Source organism: Maribacter sp. 2-571 (assembly GCF_050589625.1).
Classification (GTDB): Bacteria; Bacteroidota; Bacteroidia; order Flavobacteriales; family Flavobacteriaceae; genus Pelagihabitans.
Genome location: NZ_JBNGOP010000009.1, coordinates 60,604 through 82,178 on the forward strand (window position 1 = coordinate 60,604; position 21,575 = coordinate 82,178).

4 protein-coding genes are annotated in these 21,575 nt (G+C 47.9%); 1 reads left to right on the plus strand and 3 read right to left on the minus strand.

From position 1 onward, the window contains the following. Positions 1 to 17: 17 nt before the first annotated feature. From ACRD7P_RS08510 to ACRD7P_RS08520, 3 genes are all read right to left on the minus strand, one after another. Positions 18 to 14,705 carry a T9SS type B sorting domain-containing protein gene (locus tag ACRD7P_RS08510; protein ID WP_430907122.1) on the minus strand — a complete coding sequence of 4,896 codons (14,688 nt, stop codon included), beginning with the start codon at positions 14,703 to 14,705 and terminating at the stop codon, positions 18 to 20. A gap of 81 nt (positions 14,706 to 14,786) precedes the next feature. Further along, positions 14,787 to 16,985, minus strand: a complete 2,199-nt coding sequence (locus ACRD7P_RS08515) for a PorP/SprF family type IX secretion system membrane protein (RefSeq protein WP_430907123.1) — start codon at positions 16,983 to 16,985, stop codon at positions 14,787 to 14,789. Between the two features lie 32 nt (positions 16,986 to 17,017). Further along, on the minus strand, positions 17,018 to 19,255 hold the full coding sequence (locus tag ACRD7P_RS08520) for a gliding motility-associated C-terminal domain-containing protein (protein WP_430907124.1): 2,238 nt from the start codon (positions 19,253 to 19,255) through the stop codon (positions 17,018 to 17,020). Positions 19,256 to 19,538: 283 nt separating this feature from the next. Between ACRD7P_RS08520 and ACRD7P_RS08525 the strand changes: the two genes are divergently transcribed. Beyond that, positions 19,539 to 21,224: a glutamine--tRNA ligase/YqeY domain fusion protein gene (locus ACRD7P_RS08525; RefSeq protein ID WP_430907125.1), complete on the plus strand. Its 1,686-nt coding sequence runs from the start codon at positions 19,539 to 19,541 to the stop codon at positions 21,222 to 21,224. The last annotated feature ends 351 nt before the right edge of the window (positions 21,225 to 21,575 follow it).

Genomic DNA, 21,575 nt, shown 5'->3' on the forward strand with positions numbered 1-21,575 from the left:
TTCAGTTCGGTTAATTTTTATCGATATAGGGTAAAATGGCCAACAAACTCGCGCTCGTCGGTTTCTCCGTTCAGTTTAATAATGTACCAGTAATCCCCGCTAGGCAGTTCTTTGGCTTGGTAAATGCCTTCCCATCCCGGATCACCGATGCCCATTCTATAAATCTCTCTACCATAACGGTCAAAAATGATAGTTAGTATCTTTGGAAAGCCTTCATCGTTTCTTGGTTTCCAAGTATCGTTCAAACCGTCTCCATCCGAAGGGGTAAAGAAGTTTGGAATTTCGATATCGATGAACTCCATAAATATGGTGCCACTGGTCTCACAACCGTTTTCATCGACCACCCGAACGGTATAGGTGTCGGTACGGTTTATTCTGTAGGTGTTGTCGTTGCCGTTGTTGATATCGTCAAAATAGAAGGTATACGGCGCCCTTCCTCCACTGGCCACGGCGGTAATTTCATTAATGTTCCGCTGTTGAAGTATGAGTTCTAGCGGTTCAAAATCATCGATGACAAAAGGATGCGGTTCACTTACGCAACGGCCGCTAAACAATGTAATATAATGTTCGCCCGGAGCAGAATTCCTGAAATCCGGTGTCAATTGCGCATCATTGATATCTTGGGAGTCCAGTGCGTAAAGCACGTCGCCAAGAACACTTTCGTCTTCCAATGTGATGTTTACATAATTGGACAGCACATCGGTGGCACATTCATATACCGGGGTAACTTCAGCATTTAAGTTTACCCCAGGTGCTACTGTGGTAATGGCCAGTGCCGGACAATCGTTCTCATCCAAAAGGTATATTTCATAAATACCGGGTTCCAAATTTTCAAATTCGTAGCCGTCGGTAATCGGAACATGACCGGAATCCACATTGAGTGCGGCTCGGTATTGTCCCGTACCACCGGTGATATTTAACCGAATACTTCCATCATTACGGTTCAAACAACTTTCTCCTGTGGGTTCGACCGTCAATTGTAAGGGGTCCGGTTCAAAAATGGTAATTTCGAAAAAGCTTGGTGGACATCCGTTGGAGTCCTGTGCGATGACCCTATAAACAATACCCGTTGGAGAACCTTCCAAACCGGTAAACGTGTTTATAGTATCGAATTGTTGTAGGTTGTTGTCGTTCGGTCCGGAGATTGCATATTGGTAAACGCCGGTTCCTCCTCCATTGTCCAGAATTGTAATGGTACCGTCGTTCTCTTCGGAACAGGTGGCGTCGGTTTGCGTCGGTGTAAATTCGAGGAAGGTGGCCGGTGCAACGATAACCTGTATCGGGTTGGCCGTACAGTCCTCACTGATGACGTTTACATAATAGGTTCCGGCAACCAGGTTCGGGAATTCTCCGGTGGTATTGGTGCCGGGCAAACGTGTGGTGGCATCCAAATTTGCCGGATCCAGCGCATCCAGGTCGGCAAGGCTTCCGGTATAGTTGGTGTACAGTTCATATTCGTAGTCTCCCAAACCACCAATGGCATCGGCATAAATGGTGGCGGTATCGTCAAAACACCCTATAAGGGTCGCCTCAACGTCTATAAGCGCTAACGGGGTGATTTCCGTTTCGGTAATTCCGTTGGACATCACGGCATCGCATTGGTTGGCATCGCGGACCAAAAACTGGTAGGTTCCCGCTCTTAGCGGACCGGTAAAGGAAGCATTAGGGAATACTTCAGAATCACCGCCGGACATTGGAGTCCATGTATTGTTTTGGGTATTAAAATATTCATAAGGTCCAACTCCCGTACCTGCGCCGCCCGTAGCGGTCAGTAAGAACGTGGCGCCGTTATTACAGGTCATTGAAGCTGTTTTTACCAACTGTGGCGCTACCTCGGTCGGGTTAATGACCTCTATTATATTGGATTCCTCGGAACAACCGATATCGTCGCTTACGGTAACACTATAAAAACCAGGTGATAAATCGTCGAATGTAGGTCCATTTTGGACAACACTCTGTTGGGGAGTATTCGAAGCACTGTCACCATAACGGTTCAATTGATATTCATACACCGGATTTGCAGGAACCGTCCGAGGTCCTACGATTGCCGTTAAGCTGGCATCGTTACCATTAAAACAACGGAGTATCGGCGTAGATATGGTAGCCACAATATCATCGGGTTGTTCCAGTACGATTGCAGTGGCGAACGTAGCAGGGGTACAGTTAATGGCGTCCGTAATGGTAATGTCAAAACTTCCTTCGGTAAGGTTCTCAAAGATATAGGCCGAAACGCCCGTTTGCGTAAAGCTTTGTGATGCGGACTGTATGGTGATGGTGTATGGACCAACACCGCCCGTTGGCGCAACCCTTATTTTACCCTCGTCGTTTCCGGCGCCACAGCTTACAAATGCTTCAATGGTGGCATTTGGCATAATTTCATCGGGCTGGCTAATGGCAAAATAATTGTTCAGATCACAGTTCGGAACGCCTACTTGTGAAATCTGTACCCGGTAATTGCCAAATGGCAATCCGTTTGGATTGATGACCGTATTGGCGGGAGCCCTGCCTTGATCTACTTGGGTATCATCCGTAAAATCGGTTTGTGTTCCGTTGGTTTCAAATATGGTCCAATCAAAATCTCCGGTATAGCTGCTATCAGAAATTTCCAAGGTAATCGCCCCAGTGGCGGTGTTATAGCAGATGACATCGTTCAGTTTGTCAATGGCAAGACTGAAGGTGTTGGGGTCTTCTACGATATATTGTACCTCCAATATGCATTGGGTAGCAATGTTCTGCGCTTCAAATCGGTGTACACCGACTTCTAAACCAGGGAACACGGCAGAGGGCTGATATGTACCGCCCAATTCTCGGAACAGGTAGTTGGCAGGATCCGCCGCGGAGTTGGTAAAGGCACTTTCGGCATACAAGGTCACCGTTTCAAATCCACAAGAATCGGGAGTTGCGGTAGCCGTAAGATCGGTAAACTCATCAAAAGGCACAATTTGAACGGTGTTTGCCGCCATTCCCGAACAACCGTCCGTATCAAAGACTTCAATACTATAGTTTCCTCCCGCAAAATCGGTTTCCGTATAGTCCGGGCTGCTGCCGTCCTGTACCGTAATGCCGGTATCGGTGTTTACGAATACGTATCTTGGGTAGGTATTGGTACCTCCGGTAACACCGGTAACGCTGATGGTAGGGAAGTCCGTTCTGTTCCCATTGCTACATTCGAAGGAAACCGGGCTCGGGTCGGGAACCAGTATTTCGCTAGGTTGCGCAATCGGAATGTCGATGGTATCGGGACAACCATTGTCGCCCGTCACTGTCACCGTATAGCCGACACCGCTGGTGCTGGAAAGGCCGTCAAAAGTGGCGGTCAATGCCGTGGTAGTTGTTGGTAGTATCGATGTTGCGGCACCATCTACAGCGGTAATTTCAAAATTGTACGGGCTTAGGCCATTGTCGGGAACGCTAACGGTGATCAAACCGTCCGCTACGTTAAAACAACTGGCATCGTCCACATTATCGATCGCAATTTGCGGATATACGATGGCGACCAACTCTTCTACAATGGTTTTGGGACAACCACTGATGTCATCCGTAATGGTAAAGGTATATTCCCCAACATCGGATAGGCCTGTAAATACCCCTGTGTTTTGTGGTGGAAAGGGTGTAGAACCGTCAGGGAACGTTACCGTATAGGTATAGGTACCCGAGGATCCACCGGTATGGGTAATGGTAATTTCACCCGGACCGTTACAGTCGATAGGTTTGACGATGGTCTTTGAGGGAACGATAGGGTCAAAGAACGTAATCGTTGTCGGTGTTGTGGCGGTACATCCCCATTGGTCGGTGATGTCCACGGTGTAGTCGCCCGCTCCCAATCCTGTAAACAAGGTTGTCGTCTGCGGTGCGCCAAAAGCGATTCCGTTTCGTAATAACTGGAACGTATAGCCACTCCCCTGTCCGCCACTAATAGGATTGCCGGAAGGAATACCGGTAATTTCGATTTCCCCTTCAAAATCGGTACAGTTTTGTTGAATGATCTGTAGATCTGCTAAGATCGGGGATGGATCTGTTAATCTAACATTGGGCAGTTGATGTGTGCAGCCTTCACGGTCCATGATCCATACTTCATAGATGGCGGCACTCAGATTGTCCGCCCTCGGACTTGTACCATAGTTGGCGGCATCATTGGTATCGGGAGTTAAGGAAGTGTCAAAAATGAAGTACGAATAATCGCCCCAACCTCCTTGAACGTCGATAATTTCAATAGTTCCGTTGTTTGTGGGGTTACAGGTGATTTCGGTAAACGTGCGGTCTCCGGAAATCGGATCGCTAGGTTCGCCGATGGTAAAGGCACGTCTGTTGGAACAGCCGGGCAAGTTTGTTTGGGTAATCTCAATGTTGTATCCTGAGGCGATCAGTGCATTTGATGAGAGTGTGTTTTCATCGCCAGAGTCGTACGCTATGTCATCGGTATAATCCAATGGCGTATTGTTGTCCCTATAAATCGTCCAAGTAAACGGTCCGGTGTAAGTGGCGTCCGTTAGGGCGAAAGTAACTGCACCAGTGGCACTGCCATGGCACACTACATTGTTCGTTACGGTAACATCGATATCAAAGGTGTTCGGGTCTTCGATGGTTTCCGATACGGGCAGTATACACCCGGTGTCCTTATGGCGCACCAATATCGTGTAGGCGCCTATGGACAGGCCACTGAAAACATTGGGATCTTGCCAGGAGGTACCGTTGTCGATACTGAATTCGAACCTTGTGGTATCGTTGAACGTAGAGGTCGCCGTGATGGTGATTTCCCCATCAGGGGTTGGGCTACAACTTACGGTATAGGCGCTGGAGACCGATAATAATTCGTCAAAACCGAGTATGGTAACCCTTGTTGGAAGCGCAGCATTGGAGCAACCTTCATCGTCATAAACGATGATGTCGTAGTCACGGTCAGTATTAATGACCCTGGTTTCCGTATAGGTGTTATCCGTACCATCTTGCAATACGGTCGTCGTGGCGGTTTCTATAAACACGAACCTTGTATAAGTACCCGACCCACCGTTGACCGATCCGGCACCACTGGTAAGTACGGTGATAACGGCGTTGTTTTCATTGTTTCCTGCGGTACACGCAAATGGGGTAATGGCGATCGCCGTTAGCGGAACATCCACTATTGAAGGTTCGGATATGGTGATCGGTATGGTAGTATCCGTAGGGCAATTGTTGGTCGCGGCATCGGCGGTAGCCGTAACTACGTAGCCAGCAGCTGTCGTTGTTGGCGCGAGCCCGGTAAAGATAGCACTTGTAGCCGATGTGGTGGTGGGCAGTATGGAAACTGCGGCACCATCCAAACTGGTAATCCTAAACGTATAGGGACCGATTCCGTTATCAACAACACTGACCGTAATGGTACCGTCGTTTTCGCCGAAACAACTGATATCCGTTGCCGCAATGTCGTCAAAAACAGGTGTTATCCGGTCTTCGACCCTTAGCGGTATTACCGTTGGGCAGGCCGACGAATTGGTATCGTATATGGAAACCGTGTACACTCCTGGGGTATCGGCCAGGTTCCATACGGTACTATGGGTCGGCGATGCGACTCCTGAAGCGGGTATGGCCGTTCTGGTCTGATTGACCGGACCGTTGATCTCATATTCAAAATTGCCCGATCCGTCCGTAGCCGTAATGGTAATTTCCGCATTGCCCGAACCGATACAGTTCAACAGTCCGGTTACCGTGGCGCTTGCCTGAAATTTTGGAAAAATAGTGAAGTTTTCCGTTTCCCCACAACCCTCCAAGTCCTGAATGGCAACCGTTTGTGCAACAGTACTGGAACTCAACCCTGTTATGGTGTATTCGTTACTGGCATCAAAAACGATGTTCTGGAAGGCCGAACCGTTGACACTTATGGCATAGGGAGCGTTACCCGCTTGGTCGAGCGTTACCAGCACCTCATAATTGCCCTCGGTAGCGCACTCATCTACGACGGCCAACGAAATTTCGGGATCGGGATCGGTTTGCACATCAATTCGCGGCGATTTCCAAATACAGTGAAAGGCGTCTTTGATATACACGTCATAACTACCGCCTTCTACATTAAATACGTTGGTTGCCGAACCTGCCCAAGTGGCCCTTACCGGTGGGGTTGTCAAAAACGGCAATATTTGGTATTCGTAGGGTCCGGTACCAAATTGTCCATTGGCAGTGATAACACCTGCATTTAGATTACAATTGTCGTTTTTGGTAACGTTTACGTCGCCCGATAGCGGGTTTACCGACTCTCGGATGGTAAAGGTGCCACCAGCTACCGAACAGCCGGCGTACGGACCGCCTACTTCCGTCAATAACAGATAATACTCGCCCTGTGGCAAAGCTCCTGCGTTGTTTATGGTTTGGGCGGTGACGGGAGCGCTTACCGGCACGGAAATAGGAGCTCCGGTGGAAATGTTGGACTGTGCATTGAATATTTCGTAAGTTACATCTGATGCCGCGGCATCGTAATTGTCAAAAGTGAACGAAATGTTTCCATCGGCAAATCCGGTGCAGCTTACATTGGCCACCTCATCCAAGGTCGACGTTAGATTGGATGGCGAATCGATAGGCAATAAGGCCTCTTCGAAATAATAACAGTTGGTCACATTGTCGTAAACGACAAAGGTATAGGTGACTCCCGGGCTAAGATAAATACCATTGGCCGCCTGCGAAAAGGTTACCGTATCCCCGCCAGGGGTATCCGGCCCAACGTAGTTGCTGGAATAGGGCGGTGTATTGCTTTCGTAAATGGCAAAAGAATAATCACCACTACCAACAGCACTACTTACCGAAACGATTGCGGTCCCTCCATCGGCGCAACTTGCCGTTGCTGTGGTGACATCAATGTCCAGATCATTGGGCGGCGAGGCGATAATTTCGGTTTGAAATGCAGAACACCCATTGGCATCGACTACGTCAATTTGGTAAATACCAAAATTTAAGATATCGAAGGTATGGTCTCTGGTAGTAGCAGTAGTGGCATGTGTTTGCGTAGGGATGCCGTTATTGGCCGAAAGGTAATACGTGTATTCGGCGGTGCCTCCCGTAATTCCTGAAATACTTATAGAGCCCGGATTGGTCGTGGTGCCGCTCACATCACAGGTGATAGGAGTGCTCGTAGCCGTATAGTCGATAATGGCCGGCTCGGTAATGGTTTCGGTACCCACAACAAAACACCCTTTGGCGTCCGTTACGGTCACTTCATAATTTCCTGCTGCGAGGCCTGTAGTCTGTGTGCCGTAGTTGGTGGCCGTACTGGTGTTTACCACGGAAATGGTAAAGGGCGCCAAACCGATATTGGTATCGATAACGATATCCAAGGCCCCGGAAGCATCATTGTTACACCGTAGGTTGGTCGGGGTAATACTTGTGATGACCGGTGTAAGGGCCGGAGAAACCACAACCTCATTGGTGGTTACGGTACATACGGTCGGTGTTGTGGTGTCGGATACCAAGAAATAGTAGGTGCCGTCGGTATTGGTGGTAAATACGTTGCCCGTAAAGCCGCTGGTGTTCCACGGTCCAGTGGCGGTGTTGCCCCACTGATAGGAGTAAGTTCCCGAACCGCCGATAGCGTCGATATCAATAGTAGCGTCCGCCGTACAGGTCAGATCCGACCGTAAGGTGGCGGTCGCCCTTAGCTGAGGGTTCAATACGATGGTTTGTTGGGCAGGGCTACAGCCGTATGCATCCCGAACATCGATCGTATAGCTACCGTTGGCCAAGTTGGAGAACGTATAGTTCAATGAGTTGGCCGGTGTTGGGGCTTCCCATGGACCTCCATCGATGCGGAACAGGTATGCTCCATTTCCTCCGGTAACATTTACTGCTATGGTACCGTCGTTGGCACCGGAGTAACAAGGTGTAGGGACGGCGGTAAACGCTGGTATTGTTGGGGTAACAATGGATAAGGCCGTATCTATTTCGTCATCGCAACCGTTTACGTCCCGCGCCCTAACGATATAATCTCCTGCCGACAATCCGGAAAAAATGGTATTGGACCCGTTAGTGGCATAATCGTAACCGCTAATGGCAGTTCCACTCGTGTTCTCCAACTGATATTCGTATCCAGGGGTTCCTCCCATGGCATCGGCCGTTATGGTGGCACCTGTGGCGGTATTGTTACAGGTCAACACTTCTGTTACACTCGCCGTGGTGCGCACTGCGCTGGGTGCGGTCAATGTTCGTGACAAGGGAAGCGTACAGGACCCAACGGTAATATCGATGTTTAGGGTACCGTCCCCTAGGCCTGTTAGATCTAATGGGCTGGTGGTTCCGGTCTGTGTAGTGGTGCCACCATCAGTGGTGTAGCTATAGCTACTGCCAAAATTTTCGATTTCGATACGGATGGTCCCGTCGGTGTCAGAATTACAGCTGGGGTCGGTAGCTCTGATTATTGTGGCGGCAAAGGCTTGTCCGTCCAAAACGGTAAGGTTATGGTCGAGCGAACAATCGCGCCCATAGTCTACGGTAACCGTATGTGGGCCGGGGGAAACATTGGAAAACACATTGGCTCCCGTTCCGGTCTGGCCGGGCAATGCCCCATCCAGGATATAGGTGTAATTGGCGTCAAATGGGGTAATGGTAATGTTTCCGGATCCATCGCAATTATAGGTGATGGAATCTCCTAGGGTCGGTGGGGTCGGTAAGGGGTCGATTACCACATCCGGTAAAACGAGGGTACAAACAGGGTCATTGGCGTCCCGAACGAGAATAGTGTAGGTACCATCTGCTAAATCGGTAAAAATATGACCTCCCGTAGTGCTTGTGGTCCACGCACCATTGTTAATGTTGTATTGGTAGCTGCCGGAGCCTCCCATGGGGTTGCTCACGGTAATTTGCCCAAGTACGGGCCCACAGAGATAATCCTGTGTGAGTACTGGGTTATCAGCGGACAACGCGTCGGGCTGTGCTATCGTTCTGGCAATAAATGCAGGGAGATTACATCCTCTGTTGTCGATGACCTGAATTTCATAATCTCCCTGTGAAAGGTTTGGAAAGTTAGGGGAGAGTTGGTAGGAAGCGCCGTTGTCGATACTATAACGATAGGGTGCTTCTCCTCCTCCATTGACCGTTACCGATATGCTACCATTTGCGCCGCCGTTACAACTAACGTCGTCATGGGCAACACTGACATCCAATGGCGGATCTTGGGCGATAGTAATCGGGAACAGTTCTTGGCAGTACCCCGGATTTCCCGAATTGTCCCGAACAAACACATCATAATCATCGGGAACCGACACTGAAATCGGATTGGTGGTGGAGAAATTCCCGTCCGGCGGAACGGTACCGCGCGGGGCAATGGCAAATACAAGGGTCCCCGACCCACCGTTTGCAGTAATGTTTATGTCCGTTGCGGTATCACATGCGCGAATGTTGGCGGCGGTGGCGGAAATATTCAGGGATGGACTTATTTGGGCAGTTTCCTGTACCGCATCGCATCCCAGACTATCACTAACATCGATTGTGTAAGATCCGTTTGACAAGTCTTCAAAAACATAGGTATTTGGTGTCGCCGTATCCGGGGATAGCCAAGGGCCGGTTCCGTTCAATTGGAACAAGTAAGTGCCAGTACCACCCGAAACGGTCACCGTAATGGTGCCATCACTATTACCGCTGTAACAATCGGTTGCGTCTACCGTATCGATAACAGGTGTGCTAGGGGTAACAATTTGAATGGGTGTGCCCGTCTGTGCAGGGCAATTATTGGTATCTAAAACGGCCACGATGTAACTGCCCGCTCCCAATCCTGAAAAGACCGTATTGGTAGTATTGGTGGCAAAATCGTATCCCGTAATCGGGGTGCCGGTATTGGCATCTTGCAGTTGATAGGTGAAACCGGGGATACCTCCCGTAGCGTTGGCCGTGATGACCGCGTCATCGGCATTACAGGTCAGCGCGGAGGTAACCGAAGCATTTACGGTTATCAAATCGGGTTGGGAAATTGTTGTCGTTAACGAGAACATACAACTGGTATCGTCCGCCTTACGGATCCAAACGGTATGTGACCCGGCCGCATAGAGCTCCGGTGTGGGTTGTGGGGAAGTAGTGCTATTGGTCCAAGTGCCCCGATTGTCCACGGAGTAGTCAAAACCGGCGGTTGGGTCAAAATTGGCCACGCTAAAGGTAATACTACCGTTGCTTTGTCCGTTACATGTTACATCTTTGGTTCCGGTAATGGCCCCTTCAAAGGTTCTACCACCCTCGATCAACACCTCGGTATCGATAGATTGTTCGCAAACTTCCGGTGTCTGTTCCACCAGAATATCGTCAATGGCGACGTCATTGCCATTATCTTCACTTTCATTAGTAATAATCAATAGCTCCAAGCTACTATTTGTGCCAGGGTTTAACGAAATTAAAGGAGGTTGGTTCCAAGTGTTGTTACGAGGAATGATACCTGTTGTTGCAGAAGCTACCAAATTTCCGGTACCACCGGTCGCACTGACCTCTCTAAGTTCAATAGTCAAATCGGGGTCAACTCCATTGGGGTTCCCCATTTGCATGAGGTTTAAAGCCCACAAAGAAACTGTGATGTCTTGATTTGGGTAAATATCATTTATTATACTACGATAGATGGCTTGTCCCGTATCGGGTTCACCGATATTTACTACCAAATATCGACCATCAGGATCGCTTCCGTTGGAGGTATGATCTGTCACCGGGCGGATCCAAGCACCAAAAGGACTAACAATGTTGCTGGTGACGGCATATTCGTTGTCGTTTATTTGGGTGTTGGTACCGTCCCCTGGGCGCATATTGGCGTGTGTGCCCCCTGTTTGATCTTCATAGTAATATATGGTGGTATTGGGGCTGGGCACCGTGGGTCCCGAGCCGAAATCTTCCAGTAAAAGAACACTAGGTGTCGGTGGAGTTTGTGGAATATAATTTGTTGTTACCGTATAAGTGGCGGGCGTGAGTCCGGTAAAGGTATTGCTATCGGGAGGGGTATTCAACACCCCATTAAGTTCATAGGTATAGTCGTAGGTGGTAATGTCCGGACTCATTTCAATGGTGCCAAGACCATCACAACCATAGTCCACTGTTGGCGTAAGGGTGACGATGGGCCGTTGTGGCAAATCGTCCACGGTGATATTCATAGGGAATTCGCAGTCGTTGGCATCCCTGACGATGATAGTATACGATCCCGCTTGAAGGTCGGCCACACTATTGGTTCCAAAGTTGGCACCACCATCAAAACTATAGCTGTAGGGTGCCGTACCACCGGTAACATTGGTGACCCGAACCTGCGCTCCCAAGGTAGGGTTACAACTAACGTCCCTGGATACCCCGGTAGCCGCGGATAACGGAAATGGTTCGTTGACATCGTGTACAAAACGTACCTCGCAACCGGAGTCGTCCGTAACGACTACATTATAGGTGCCGGCACCTAGGTTTACAAAGCCTGCCGTGTTTTGGAAAGTGGTTCCGTCATCGATACTGTATTGATAGGGCGATACCCCACCTGTGGCCACAATATTGATTTCGCCATCGGTCCGCCCACTACAGGAAACATCGACCGGAGTGGGCACCGTGGCCGTCATGGAGCCGTTGTCATCTATGCGAACGGGATTAGAATATCCGATACAGTTGTTATCGTCTACTACGATAAAGATGTAGGTTCCATCATCGTTGGGAATATAGGTATAGATGTCATCGGCGTCCTCATCTTCCCATCCAAAGGTAAAGGTATTGCTCAACCGAAATTCCGAACCCGGAATATCGCTAATGTCGGTATATAACTGACTTCCGTTTTTACTCCAAATGGCATAACTGTATTCTGTGCCGGCAGGACCCCCGTTGGGAGTAAGTTCAATTGTGCCGGCAGTACAACCAATATTTGCCGTTGTTATAGCGGAAACAACGGGATTAGGATCTCGGGATAGCGTTACATCGGTAACATTAAAACAACCGTCCGCTGTTCGGGTAATGATATGATAATCTCCTTGGGTAAGGTTGTTAAAGGTAAAATTGTTGCTGGGTTGTGCCCTTTCATCATCCAAAAACGTTCCACCGGGATGCCCGGCATAATAATCCGGACTGGTAATCGGGGGCGGTGGGCTACCATCGGCGATACGAATTTCGTAATGATAATCCCCTACCACGTTCAGGGCCTGAATGTTTATGGAACCGGGGGTATTGCAATTTTCCGGGGTCAGGTTGGTGGTTACCTCAAAAGGTCGTTGCAATACTTCTATGGGATCGGTTTCAAATACACAGGCCCCTGTTAACGGAAGTCCGTCCGGCCCCAATTGGATCACTTCTACCTTGTAGGCCCCAGAGGTGGTAATATCAAAGCTATTGCTGACACCATAAGGTACTTGAACGCTATTGGTGGACAAGTTGAACAATTGAAAACCATAGCCACTGGTCGGTCTGGTGACCGTAATGTTGCCCGGGGTTTCACAAATGATGTTCCTTGATCGGAATTCGATGTCGAGGTTGTTCTGAAATACGTTAAAGTAAAAGATACTGGTACAACCGTCCTGGTAGGTGAGTACCACCCGATACTGGCCTGCCGTATTTGCCGTAAAAACGTTTCCGGTAGTGACCTCGGAATAACAGCTATTGGTTACCGTAGGGCATGAAGGATCGGTATTTACGCAACTTCCCGATGCATTAAAACGCTGCCAGGAAATTCCGCGAGCATCCGATATGTTCAGCGATATGTTTTGGGAATCGTTAGATCCGCAAAGGAAAAGGTTGGTAATGTCCCGTCCATTATCGCTACAGGTGGCGATTTCGCCCCGGATATCATTGTCGGGATCTCCATCGTTATTGGCATCGTTAAACAGGGCAATGATCGGATCGGTCTGGGTGGTGCCAAAACGCTCTACATTGATGATTTCCTTAAAACCCTTACAAGGATCGTCTATTTGTTTGTCCACAATATAGGTGCCGACATCGCTTACTACAATACTGTTCTGGGGTCCATCGGACAATACGGGATCACCTGGGTCGATTTCACCATTATTGTTGGCATCAAGGACCCATACATAGTTGTTGAAGTTTTCTCCAGCTTCTAATTGTATGCTGTTTCCACAAAGTTGTTCCGTTCTTGTAAAATTACAATCGTCTAGATCATCGAGCAAGAAATTGGTTGCGCCCGGAGTTACAAAACCACAATTGTCAAAATCCGAGACACTGGGGTCATCGGATATGGTAGCGGAATTGTCGACACCGCGATAGGTGGAATAAGCTAGATTATCGATTCTATTGGAACAAGCGTCTACAAAATCAAAGCAATTTTCGGCAACCCTCACTTGAATTCGAATAGTATATCGGGGCCCACCCTCCAAAACCAGATTATCGGGTATCGCGAAAAAGAGCTCTCCGGGAGCTTCTTCCTTATAAACAACATTAGGCGCCTGTGATAGATCTACGTTTACAAGTGTCGTATTTATAGGGAGCAGATCGCGAATGATGTAATTTGCCTCGTAGGGGTCTGAGCTTCCGGGTATTAAACCTGTGGCATCATCATTTCCAATGTTATTAAACGTAAGCTCGTAAATCAGATCATCTCCCAAGTTTACTCCGGCACCGGTAATATCGTTGGTATTGGGGTCGGGATTGCCAAATTCGCGAACCTTTTTCTCCAACACAATATTGGGTTCGATAATTTCAACTGCAAATACCGCCAGAAAAGGACCATAACCATCACCTGAAGACGTGAAACGCAAGGTCGCCTCTGTTTCGTCATTCGGTAATATAGAGTTTAAGTTGTTGTCGAGTTCAATTAAATCCAAGTCTAGACCCAAGGTGTTCGTACCATAGGGGGTTCTTGTGGGAACCTGATTTCCTTTATAGGTTATTGTGGAATTGAAGAAATTGTTTCTGGGGTTGTTGTTCTCTTCCAACCTATTGAACCCGCCCGCTGCTATTGGGGTATCGATTAAGAATCGATCTCCGCGAATTCCCAAATCCCCTTCCAACGCCGCTACACCAATATTGGCATTAACATTAAAAGGAGCGGGTAACGTTCTAAAACCCTCGACCAATACATCAATATTACTGGCACTTCTGGATACACTGGCGTATCCGTCAAATGTGGAAATGAACTTACCAGGTTCGGTAGGGTTTTCATAGATAACTACCAAGACCCACCCTGCGGAGCTGGAACCACTGCGCCTTCCGCGAGTGGCCCTGATATTGGCCGCGGTATATTCCCCGTTGGGATTGGCGTTCGAACGAACTAAATCGGTTACATTTTTATAGCATACTACAGGACCGTCCTTTATAAATGTCCCTGGATTTGCTGGTTGATAACCATTGACTATAATATCATCTTCTTCCCCGGCCGGGTCAGGGTCATTATCTGCAACGAGGTCTACATAGTTACCTCCCGGAATTTTGAACTTTATTTCGTTCCACTCCTCTATTCTTGGTGTGCCGCTAAATTGTTGTCCTCCATTGGTGCTTCGTTCATTGGGGTAAGTTCCCGCCCAATAGAGTCCGGCATATCGTACTTGCGAACAATCCGGATCCGGAATGTTAAGTTCGGCACTACTTGAGCTAAAGGTAGCGGGATCGGAGTCAATGTCGATATACTCCATCCAAAGGCTATTGTTGTTCTGGTTTCCGTTGTAAGGGGTATTTGCTTGTTGCGGGTTGCTTTGGCTCGCCCGGTTCATGATGTTGTTTCCTACCAAAAGGATATCCCCGCGAATTTCAATATTATCACCGTCCAAACGGGGTTCAAATTCTACGTATTCTTGTGCTGACATCCAAGTTGTACAACTTAGAAACAGCGCTAGAAGTAACAGTCTGCGATATGGGGAACAATGATGTTTCGTAACGGTTTGGTTTTAGGTGATCATCTCGGCTTTCACCCGCATGATCCACATTTTTTCTTCGTAAGAATCGTTTAGTTTAGAGTAATAGGAAATCAAGGCGTTGTTCCATGATTCGTGTCGTTTCAGGTATACATACCGCCAGTTATTTTCTGGGTTAACGAAGTAACTTGCACTAAGGCCGTAGGAATTCAACAGTTTCACAAAACGATTGGCGTTTTTTGGACTGGCAAATACGTTGGCAATGATGTAATAGCCCGAGCCCACTCCGTTGATAATGGTTTCTCTCGTAACCGGCTGCACGTCGCCCACGCGGTCTTTTTGCACTTGATTGTAAACTACCTCTCCAGTATTATACTGGTCGGACTTTTCCTTTACTTTTTCCACGTTGCTTGCGTAACGGTCATTGGTATAGCGGTTATCGACGTTCATGATCCAAAGATCTCCGTCATAACTGCCCCCCAAACTACTCTTGTAGGCTTCGGCGGCATCTTCCCAACTGTCATGACGCTCCAAATACACATATTTGAGGCCGTTGTCAGGGTTGTCGATATAGTCGGTAACGAACCCTTGTTCGTTGAGGTCGTTCATAAATTTATCCATGTAATGACCGCCTTTGTACACGTTGGCGACAACATAGTACCCATCTTGAACACCTTCCAAGTTTTTAAATTTTCGGCTTTTGATGCTTTCGCGGCTGGCGGCAGTGTTGTAGTCCTGCGCCTGCGTATTGTCCTGTGCAGTTTGGTAATTACCGGAGTTGGCATAGGCATCATTATCGGTGGTTGAGGTATAGCTGTTATCTGTGGCGTCAGAAGAATTGGAATACTTACCGGTATTTGGGTCGTTTTGTGTAACGGCATCGGTATAGTCATCCTCTTTTCCTATTCCGGTATTGGGGATCACGTCCTTTTGTTGGGTGGTTACATTGTCATCATCGAAAGTTGTGCCGGTGTTTGCGGCAACAGCGTCGTCCCCGTTGCGGAACAAGCTTTCCGCCCTCTTTTCCAAATCCGGTCGTTCACCATCGGTTTCGTTACGGACCATGTGCATCACCATTTCGAATCTGCGCTCCAAATCTTTTTGACGGTTCGATTCGAGGGAATCCTGGCGGAACATTAATTCGGCGATAATGGCATCGTTTTCGGCCAACTTGCGCTTCAATTCCTCTATCTCTTCGTTGCTGGCCAAGTCGGTATCTTCAGGCTCATCGTCTTCGGCCAGATCATTGTCGTCCTCTAGCATCACACGATCTTCGGTCAAGTTCGGTGTAAAGGAGTAGGCAAAGGAAATTTCATGGGTCACCCCAAAATTGTCCAGGTTGTTCACAAGCCCTTTTTCCATATTGTACCCGATGGATACCCTTCGGTTTATATTGAATCCTGCTCCTGCCGATGCGCCATAAAAATCGTCATACCCCGCCTGTACCCAGCCGAGTCGTGGCAGGTCGAGAATCAAACTACCGCCCAAGGTCAAGTCGCTGGCACCAGTGGACAAAGCCCGCTGGCCGTTCATACGAACGCGCGCCAAAGGCAATAGTCGGGCATTTTCCAAAATACCGGTACTGTTGTCAAAAGGATAGGTATATTGTAAGTGTGCGGAGTAGGCCTTATCGCCAAACTCCGAAAGCGATGCACTTGTTTTAAGGTTATATTCGATTAGGTTTTCGGCGTAGGCACCAAAGTCGAATTGTCCGTAAGAGATATTGAAACCCGGTTGAAAGGAAAGTACATTGCTGTCTTCCGTACCTACCAAACGGTTATCAAATTGGTCGGTAGCGGTGACCTCGTTAAGATTGAGCCCACTACTATAGTATGCTAAGTTACCACCGAAGGTAAAATTACTTTTATCGCTCAACTTTATACCATAGGCATAGTTCGCCAATACCCCAATATTGGATATGGGGCCTAGGCTTTGGTTATACAAGCTAAGCCCAAGACCGCTCCTATCACCGATACGACCACTATAGCTTAAAAAATAGGTTTGATCGTTATCCTGAAATTGTACCGACTGGTTTCTATGTAATAAATTGATGTACGACTTATCTTCCCGTACCGTGGAAAAGGTAGGGTTGATCAGGAACCGGTTGAACTTTAACAGGTTTTGAGGCGCCACACGGTAAGGCAAAATAGGGTCGTCTTCTTGCGCCTGCAAGGTGGTGGTTACCGCCAGCAGGGCAAGCATCGATAAGGATAACAGTCTTAAAAGCTTCATGGTCGTAGGTAGTAGGTTGGGTGTTGCGTTGGTTACCGGATTACCGTAACGGTTCCTTGTTTTAGGGTTTCACTTGCATTTTTGATGATATAGTAAAAAACCATATTTTGCTTTTGAAACGACACCGATGATTGGGGCCAGTTGTTTTGATAGCCCATTACGTTCAACATTTCCGTTCCCTTATCATCATAAATGATGACATTGACGTCCGAACGGTTCGAATAGGAATTGGGGATTACCCATTGATCGTTGGCACCATCGCCGTTTGGGGTAATCACGTTGGGAATGTTGAAAAGGTCTAAATAAGTTACCGTAATCGGTCTGGAAATTTCGCAATTATCGATATTGGCGATCAATATAAAATCGCCTTCCTCGGTAAAGGTCATACTGCTAGTGCTGCTCATGAGGTTGTTTTCGGTATCGAACCATTGGTAGGCGGTTCCTCCGCTTGCATTGACCGTTCTTGAGCTTCCTTCAGGGAATATGACGTCACCATCAATATCCAATTGAATCAAATTCGGGTCTAAAGGGGTAATGGATATTTCGTTGGAAATAAGGTCACAACCATCTTTGTCGACGATCAAACGGTAGGTACCGGAATCGGTAACCGTAAGGTCGGTATCCGTAGTACTAACGGTAACCCCGTCACGCTCCCAGGCAAAGGTTTCGCCGTTCAGGTCGGAACCTGTACTAATGGTTACGATATCGGCACTGCTACAATAAACGGTACTGGTACTGCTAATGGCCAAGGTTTCGTTGGTCAACAAACGAACCGGTAGGCTGTTGGAGGCATCGGAATAGGCATCCAATACGGCCGAAAGGCTGTAGGTTCCATTTTCAGTGGTTCCGGTCAGGCTAATGGAGTTGCCGGTAGCACCCGCAACATCGGCGCCGTTCAAGCGCCACTGATAGTTAAAGTCGTTGATGAGGGCAGCTGTGACATCGGTCAGGTTACCCGCCCCGTCATCGGCGTTGATGGTACCGACCTCTAATACGGTACTGGTACTTACACAATCGGTATACGCTCCTTGGTGGGCAATAACTACCTCAAAGGAGTCCGGCAATACGGCGGTGGTCGCCTCTGAATCCATTGTGGCCGAACACGAACCGCCATTTTGGGTCACGGCCGCATAGTACGTACCATCTTGCGTAATTTCCAAGGAAGCGCTGGTTGCACCGGAAACGGCATTACCGTTACGGTACCATTGAAAACTAGGCGAAATTGCCGTAGTGCTTACGGAAATGGTTTCCGCTTGTGCGGGCAACAATACGATATTGGCCGCATTGTTTCTGGTAATGGTAAAGTTGGAGGCATTGGTTATCGTTACCGGTGCCGAACGTTCGGTACAGATGTCAGGTCCGGAAATTTCTATTTCATAATCGCCCTCAAATCCACCGGTGTTGGCACTTACCGTATAAGAAGTACCGGTCGCGCCGGATATGGCGTTTCCATTTTGATACCATTGGTAGCTCCAGGCCGGGTCGGTACTGGCAATTTGAAGGGTTTCGGATTCATTGGTACATAAAGCCGTATTGCCCGGTGTTGCGATAGCGACACCAGAACCGGCGGAACCAATAGTTACGGTTACCCAGTTCGAGAAAGCGCTAGTGGATCCGGTACAGGCGCCATAATCGATATACGCCTGGTATACACCACTCTGGTCTGCCGAAATACTCGGTCCGGTTTCGCTGAGTTGTGTAGAACTACGGTACCAAATATACCGATAGGTACTAGCATTGGGCACGTTGTCTACAACAAGGTTGATGGCGGCTGTACTGCAGACATCTCCGGTACTGCCGTCACCGTTGGGGCTGATGTTAAAGTTGGTGGTATAGTTTTGATAATACATATCAAATGCTGGCGATTCGGATCCCGTTCGGGCCGGATCGGTACTCCTAAGCCTTAGTTTGTAACCATCTCCACGGGTATCGGTAGGTATTGAGAACTCGATACCGGTATCGGTTACCGTGGTCAGGTTGCCCTCCCGGGCCAATTCCACAGGATTGGAGAACCCTCCGGAGGCATCCGATAGTTCAAGGATGAATTCGTTTCCGTTGTTCGGCGTTCCGGTAATTTGGGAAGTTACATAGTATTGGTTAAAGCCGCCGTTACCACCTGCACAGATGCGCGTCCAAGCGCTTCCACCAAAATTGGGGTTGGGTGCGGGTTCTGGGTCTCCGATGATGATTTGAGCGGACAGGGTGCCGGTGCTTGCCAGTACTAGCGACAATACGAGTGTCCGTAGCGTTGAGAATAATGTTGTTTTCATAAGTAGTTGTAGTTTTAGTGACTACCAGTTTTATCTGACTTGGGACTGGATAAAACGAATAAGCGGTCGGTGTTGAACAATAACTCAATTTTGGGTCAGCGGGTTATTGCGTGACATCGATACAGTATTCAACAACAAATATGAAGGATAATTATGGGGAAGGGAATTTAATGTTGTATCGGGAATCAAAGTTGTTGTGAAACGGCTGTATTTGTATGGGAGGCGAATTTCAAGGGCGCCATTGAAGCATTTTCGCTATTTTTGTGGATTGAAAACAAAGCATATGAGCGAAGCGCGCGAGGCCTTAAATTTTTTGGAGCACATCATTGAGGACGACCTGGAAAACGGATACCAAAAATCCCAGCTACGTTTTCGGTTTCCGCCGGAACCGAACGGGTATCTGCATATTGGGCATGCAAGCTCCATTTGCCTCAACTTTGGATTGGGATTGAAGTACGGTGCCCCGGTCAACCTGCGTTTTGACGATACCAACCCCGCAAAGGAGGAAACCGCCTATGTGGAAGCGATTAAAAAGGACGTAAAATGGCTGGGTTTCTCTTGGGATACCGAAAGGTATGCTTCTGATTATTTTCAACAGTTATACGACTGGGCCGTACAACTGATCGAAGGGGGCAAAGCCTATGTAGATAGCCAAAGCTCGGAAGAAATGGCCGAACAAAAAGGTACACCGACCGAGGTAGGGACCAACAGTCCGTTCCGGAATAGGACGGTGGCAGAAAATCTGGCCTTGTTTTCAGGAATGAAAAAAGGCGATTTTGAGGAGGGTACACATGTGCTGCGCGCCAAAATAGATATGGGAGCGCCCAACATGTTAATGCGCGATCCCATTATGTACCGCATACTGAACAAGGCGCACCACAGAACAAATACCGATTGGTGTATTTATCCGATGTACGATTGGGCCCATGGCGAGAGCGATTATTTGGAACAGGTAACACATTCCCTATGTACCTTGGAATTTTTACCGCACCGCGAGCTCTACGATTGGTTTTTAGACCAAATTTACGAAGCGGACAAAGTACGGCCGAAACAGCGGGAGTTCGCACGGCGCAATTTGAGCCATACCGTAGTAAGCAAGCGCAAGCTATTACAGTTGGTTGAAAATAATGTGGTCAACGGTTGGGACGATCCACGAATGCCGACCATTTCGGGATTACGCAGAAGAGGTTATACACCCGAGTCCATAGTGGCCTTTGCCGATACCATCGGTATCGCAAAAAGGGAAAACCTTATCGATGTGTCGTTATTGGAATTTCATGTTCGGGACCACCTCAATAAGATTGCGCCCAGGGTGATGGGGGTATTGAACCCATTAAAATTGGTAATTACCAACTATCCGGAGGGTAAGGAGGAGTATGTAACCGCTGAAAACAATCCCGGGGATTCCGATGCGGGCTCTCGGGAAGTACCCTTTTCAAGGGAACTCTACATTGAAAAAGAAGATTTTAAAGAGGAAGCCAACCGTAAATTCTTTAGGTTAAAATTGGGCGGAGAGGTACGGCTAAAGAACGGCTACATCATTAAGGCCGAGTCCTGTACAAAAGATACCGAAGGGAATATTACAGAGGTGCAATGCACTTACGACCCTAAAAGCAAGAGCGGTAGCGGCACCGAGGAAAGCTTGAGAAAGGTAAAGGGAACCTTGCATTGGGTATCCATTTCACATGCGATTTCGGCAGAGGTACGGTTGTACGATCGCTTGTTTACCGATGAAAGTCCGGACACGCATAAGGACAAAGATTTTATGGATTTTGTGAACCCTGATTCCCTACAGGTAATTACGGCTTATGTGGAACCCAGCTTAAAAAATGCCAAGGAGCAGGATCGGGTACAGTTTCAACGGATGGGATATTTCTGTGTAGATCGGGATAGTACTCCCGATAAATTGGTTTTTAATAAAACTGTCGGGTTGCGGGATACCTGGGCGAAAATTGCTGAAAAAGCATAGTATAGAAATTTCTTATCGATAAAATTATATCAATCGGTATTATTTATGCAATCTACCTATATTAAGGGCTGTTTAAGCGCTTTAAATTGTTTTTTCGATTAACTGTACATTAAATAGGAAAAAATCCCTTAGCGTAGTTCCAGTGCGATATTTGTGTCGATTAGTAAAAAGACAGCTAACCGTTACTACCATATTAAAGTTAAGATGGTATAAGTTCCAAAAAGAAGAGGTGAAAGGTATTAGAGCGCTTTTTTTAATCAACAGACCATTTCCAATAAAAAACCATTCCAAATATGCTTTGCCAGGAAGATTTTAGGCAGCGTATTTGGAATGGTCAAAAAGGTAATGTCG

What these genes read in the sequence shown, in the direction of transcription:
- ACRD7P_RS08525 (WP_430907125.1), top strand. Translation starts at nt 19,539, where the DNA reads ATGAGCGAAGCGCGCGAGGCCTTAAATTTTTTGGAGCACATCATTGAG.
- ACRD7P_RS08520 (WP_430907124.1), bottom strand. Translation starts at nt 19,255, where the DNA reads ATGAAAACAACATTATTCTCAACGCTACGGACACTCGTATTGTCGCTA.
- ACRD7P_RS08510 (WP_430907122.1), bottom strand. Translation starts at nt 14,705, where the DNA reads ATGTCAGCACAAGAATACGTAGAATTTGAACCCCGTTTGGACGGTGAT.
- ACRD7P_RS08515 (WP_430907123.1), bottom strand. Translation starts at nt 16,985, where the DNA reads ATGAAGCTTTTAAGACTGTTATCCTTATCGATGCTTGCCCTGCTGGCG.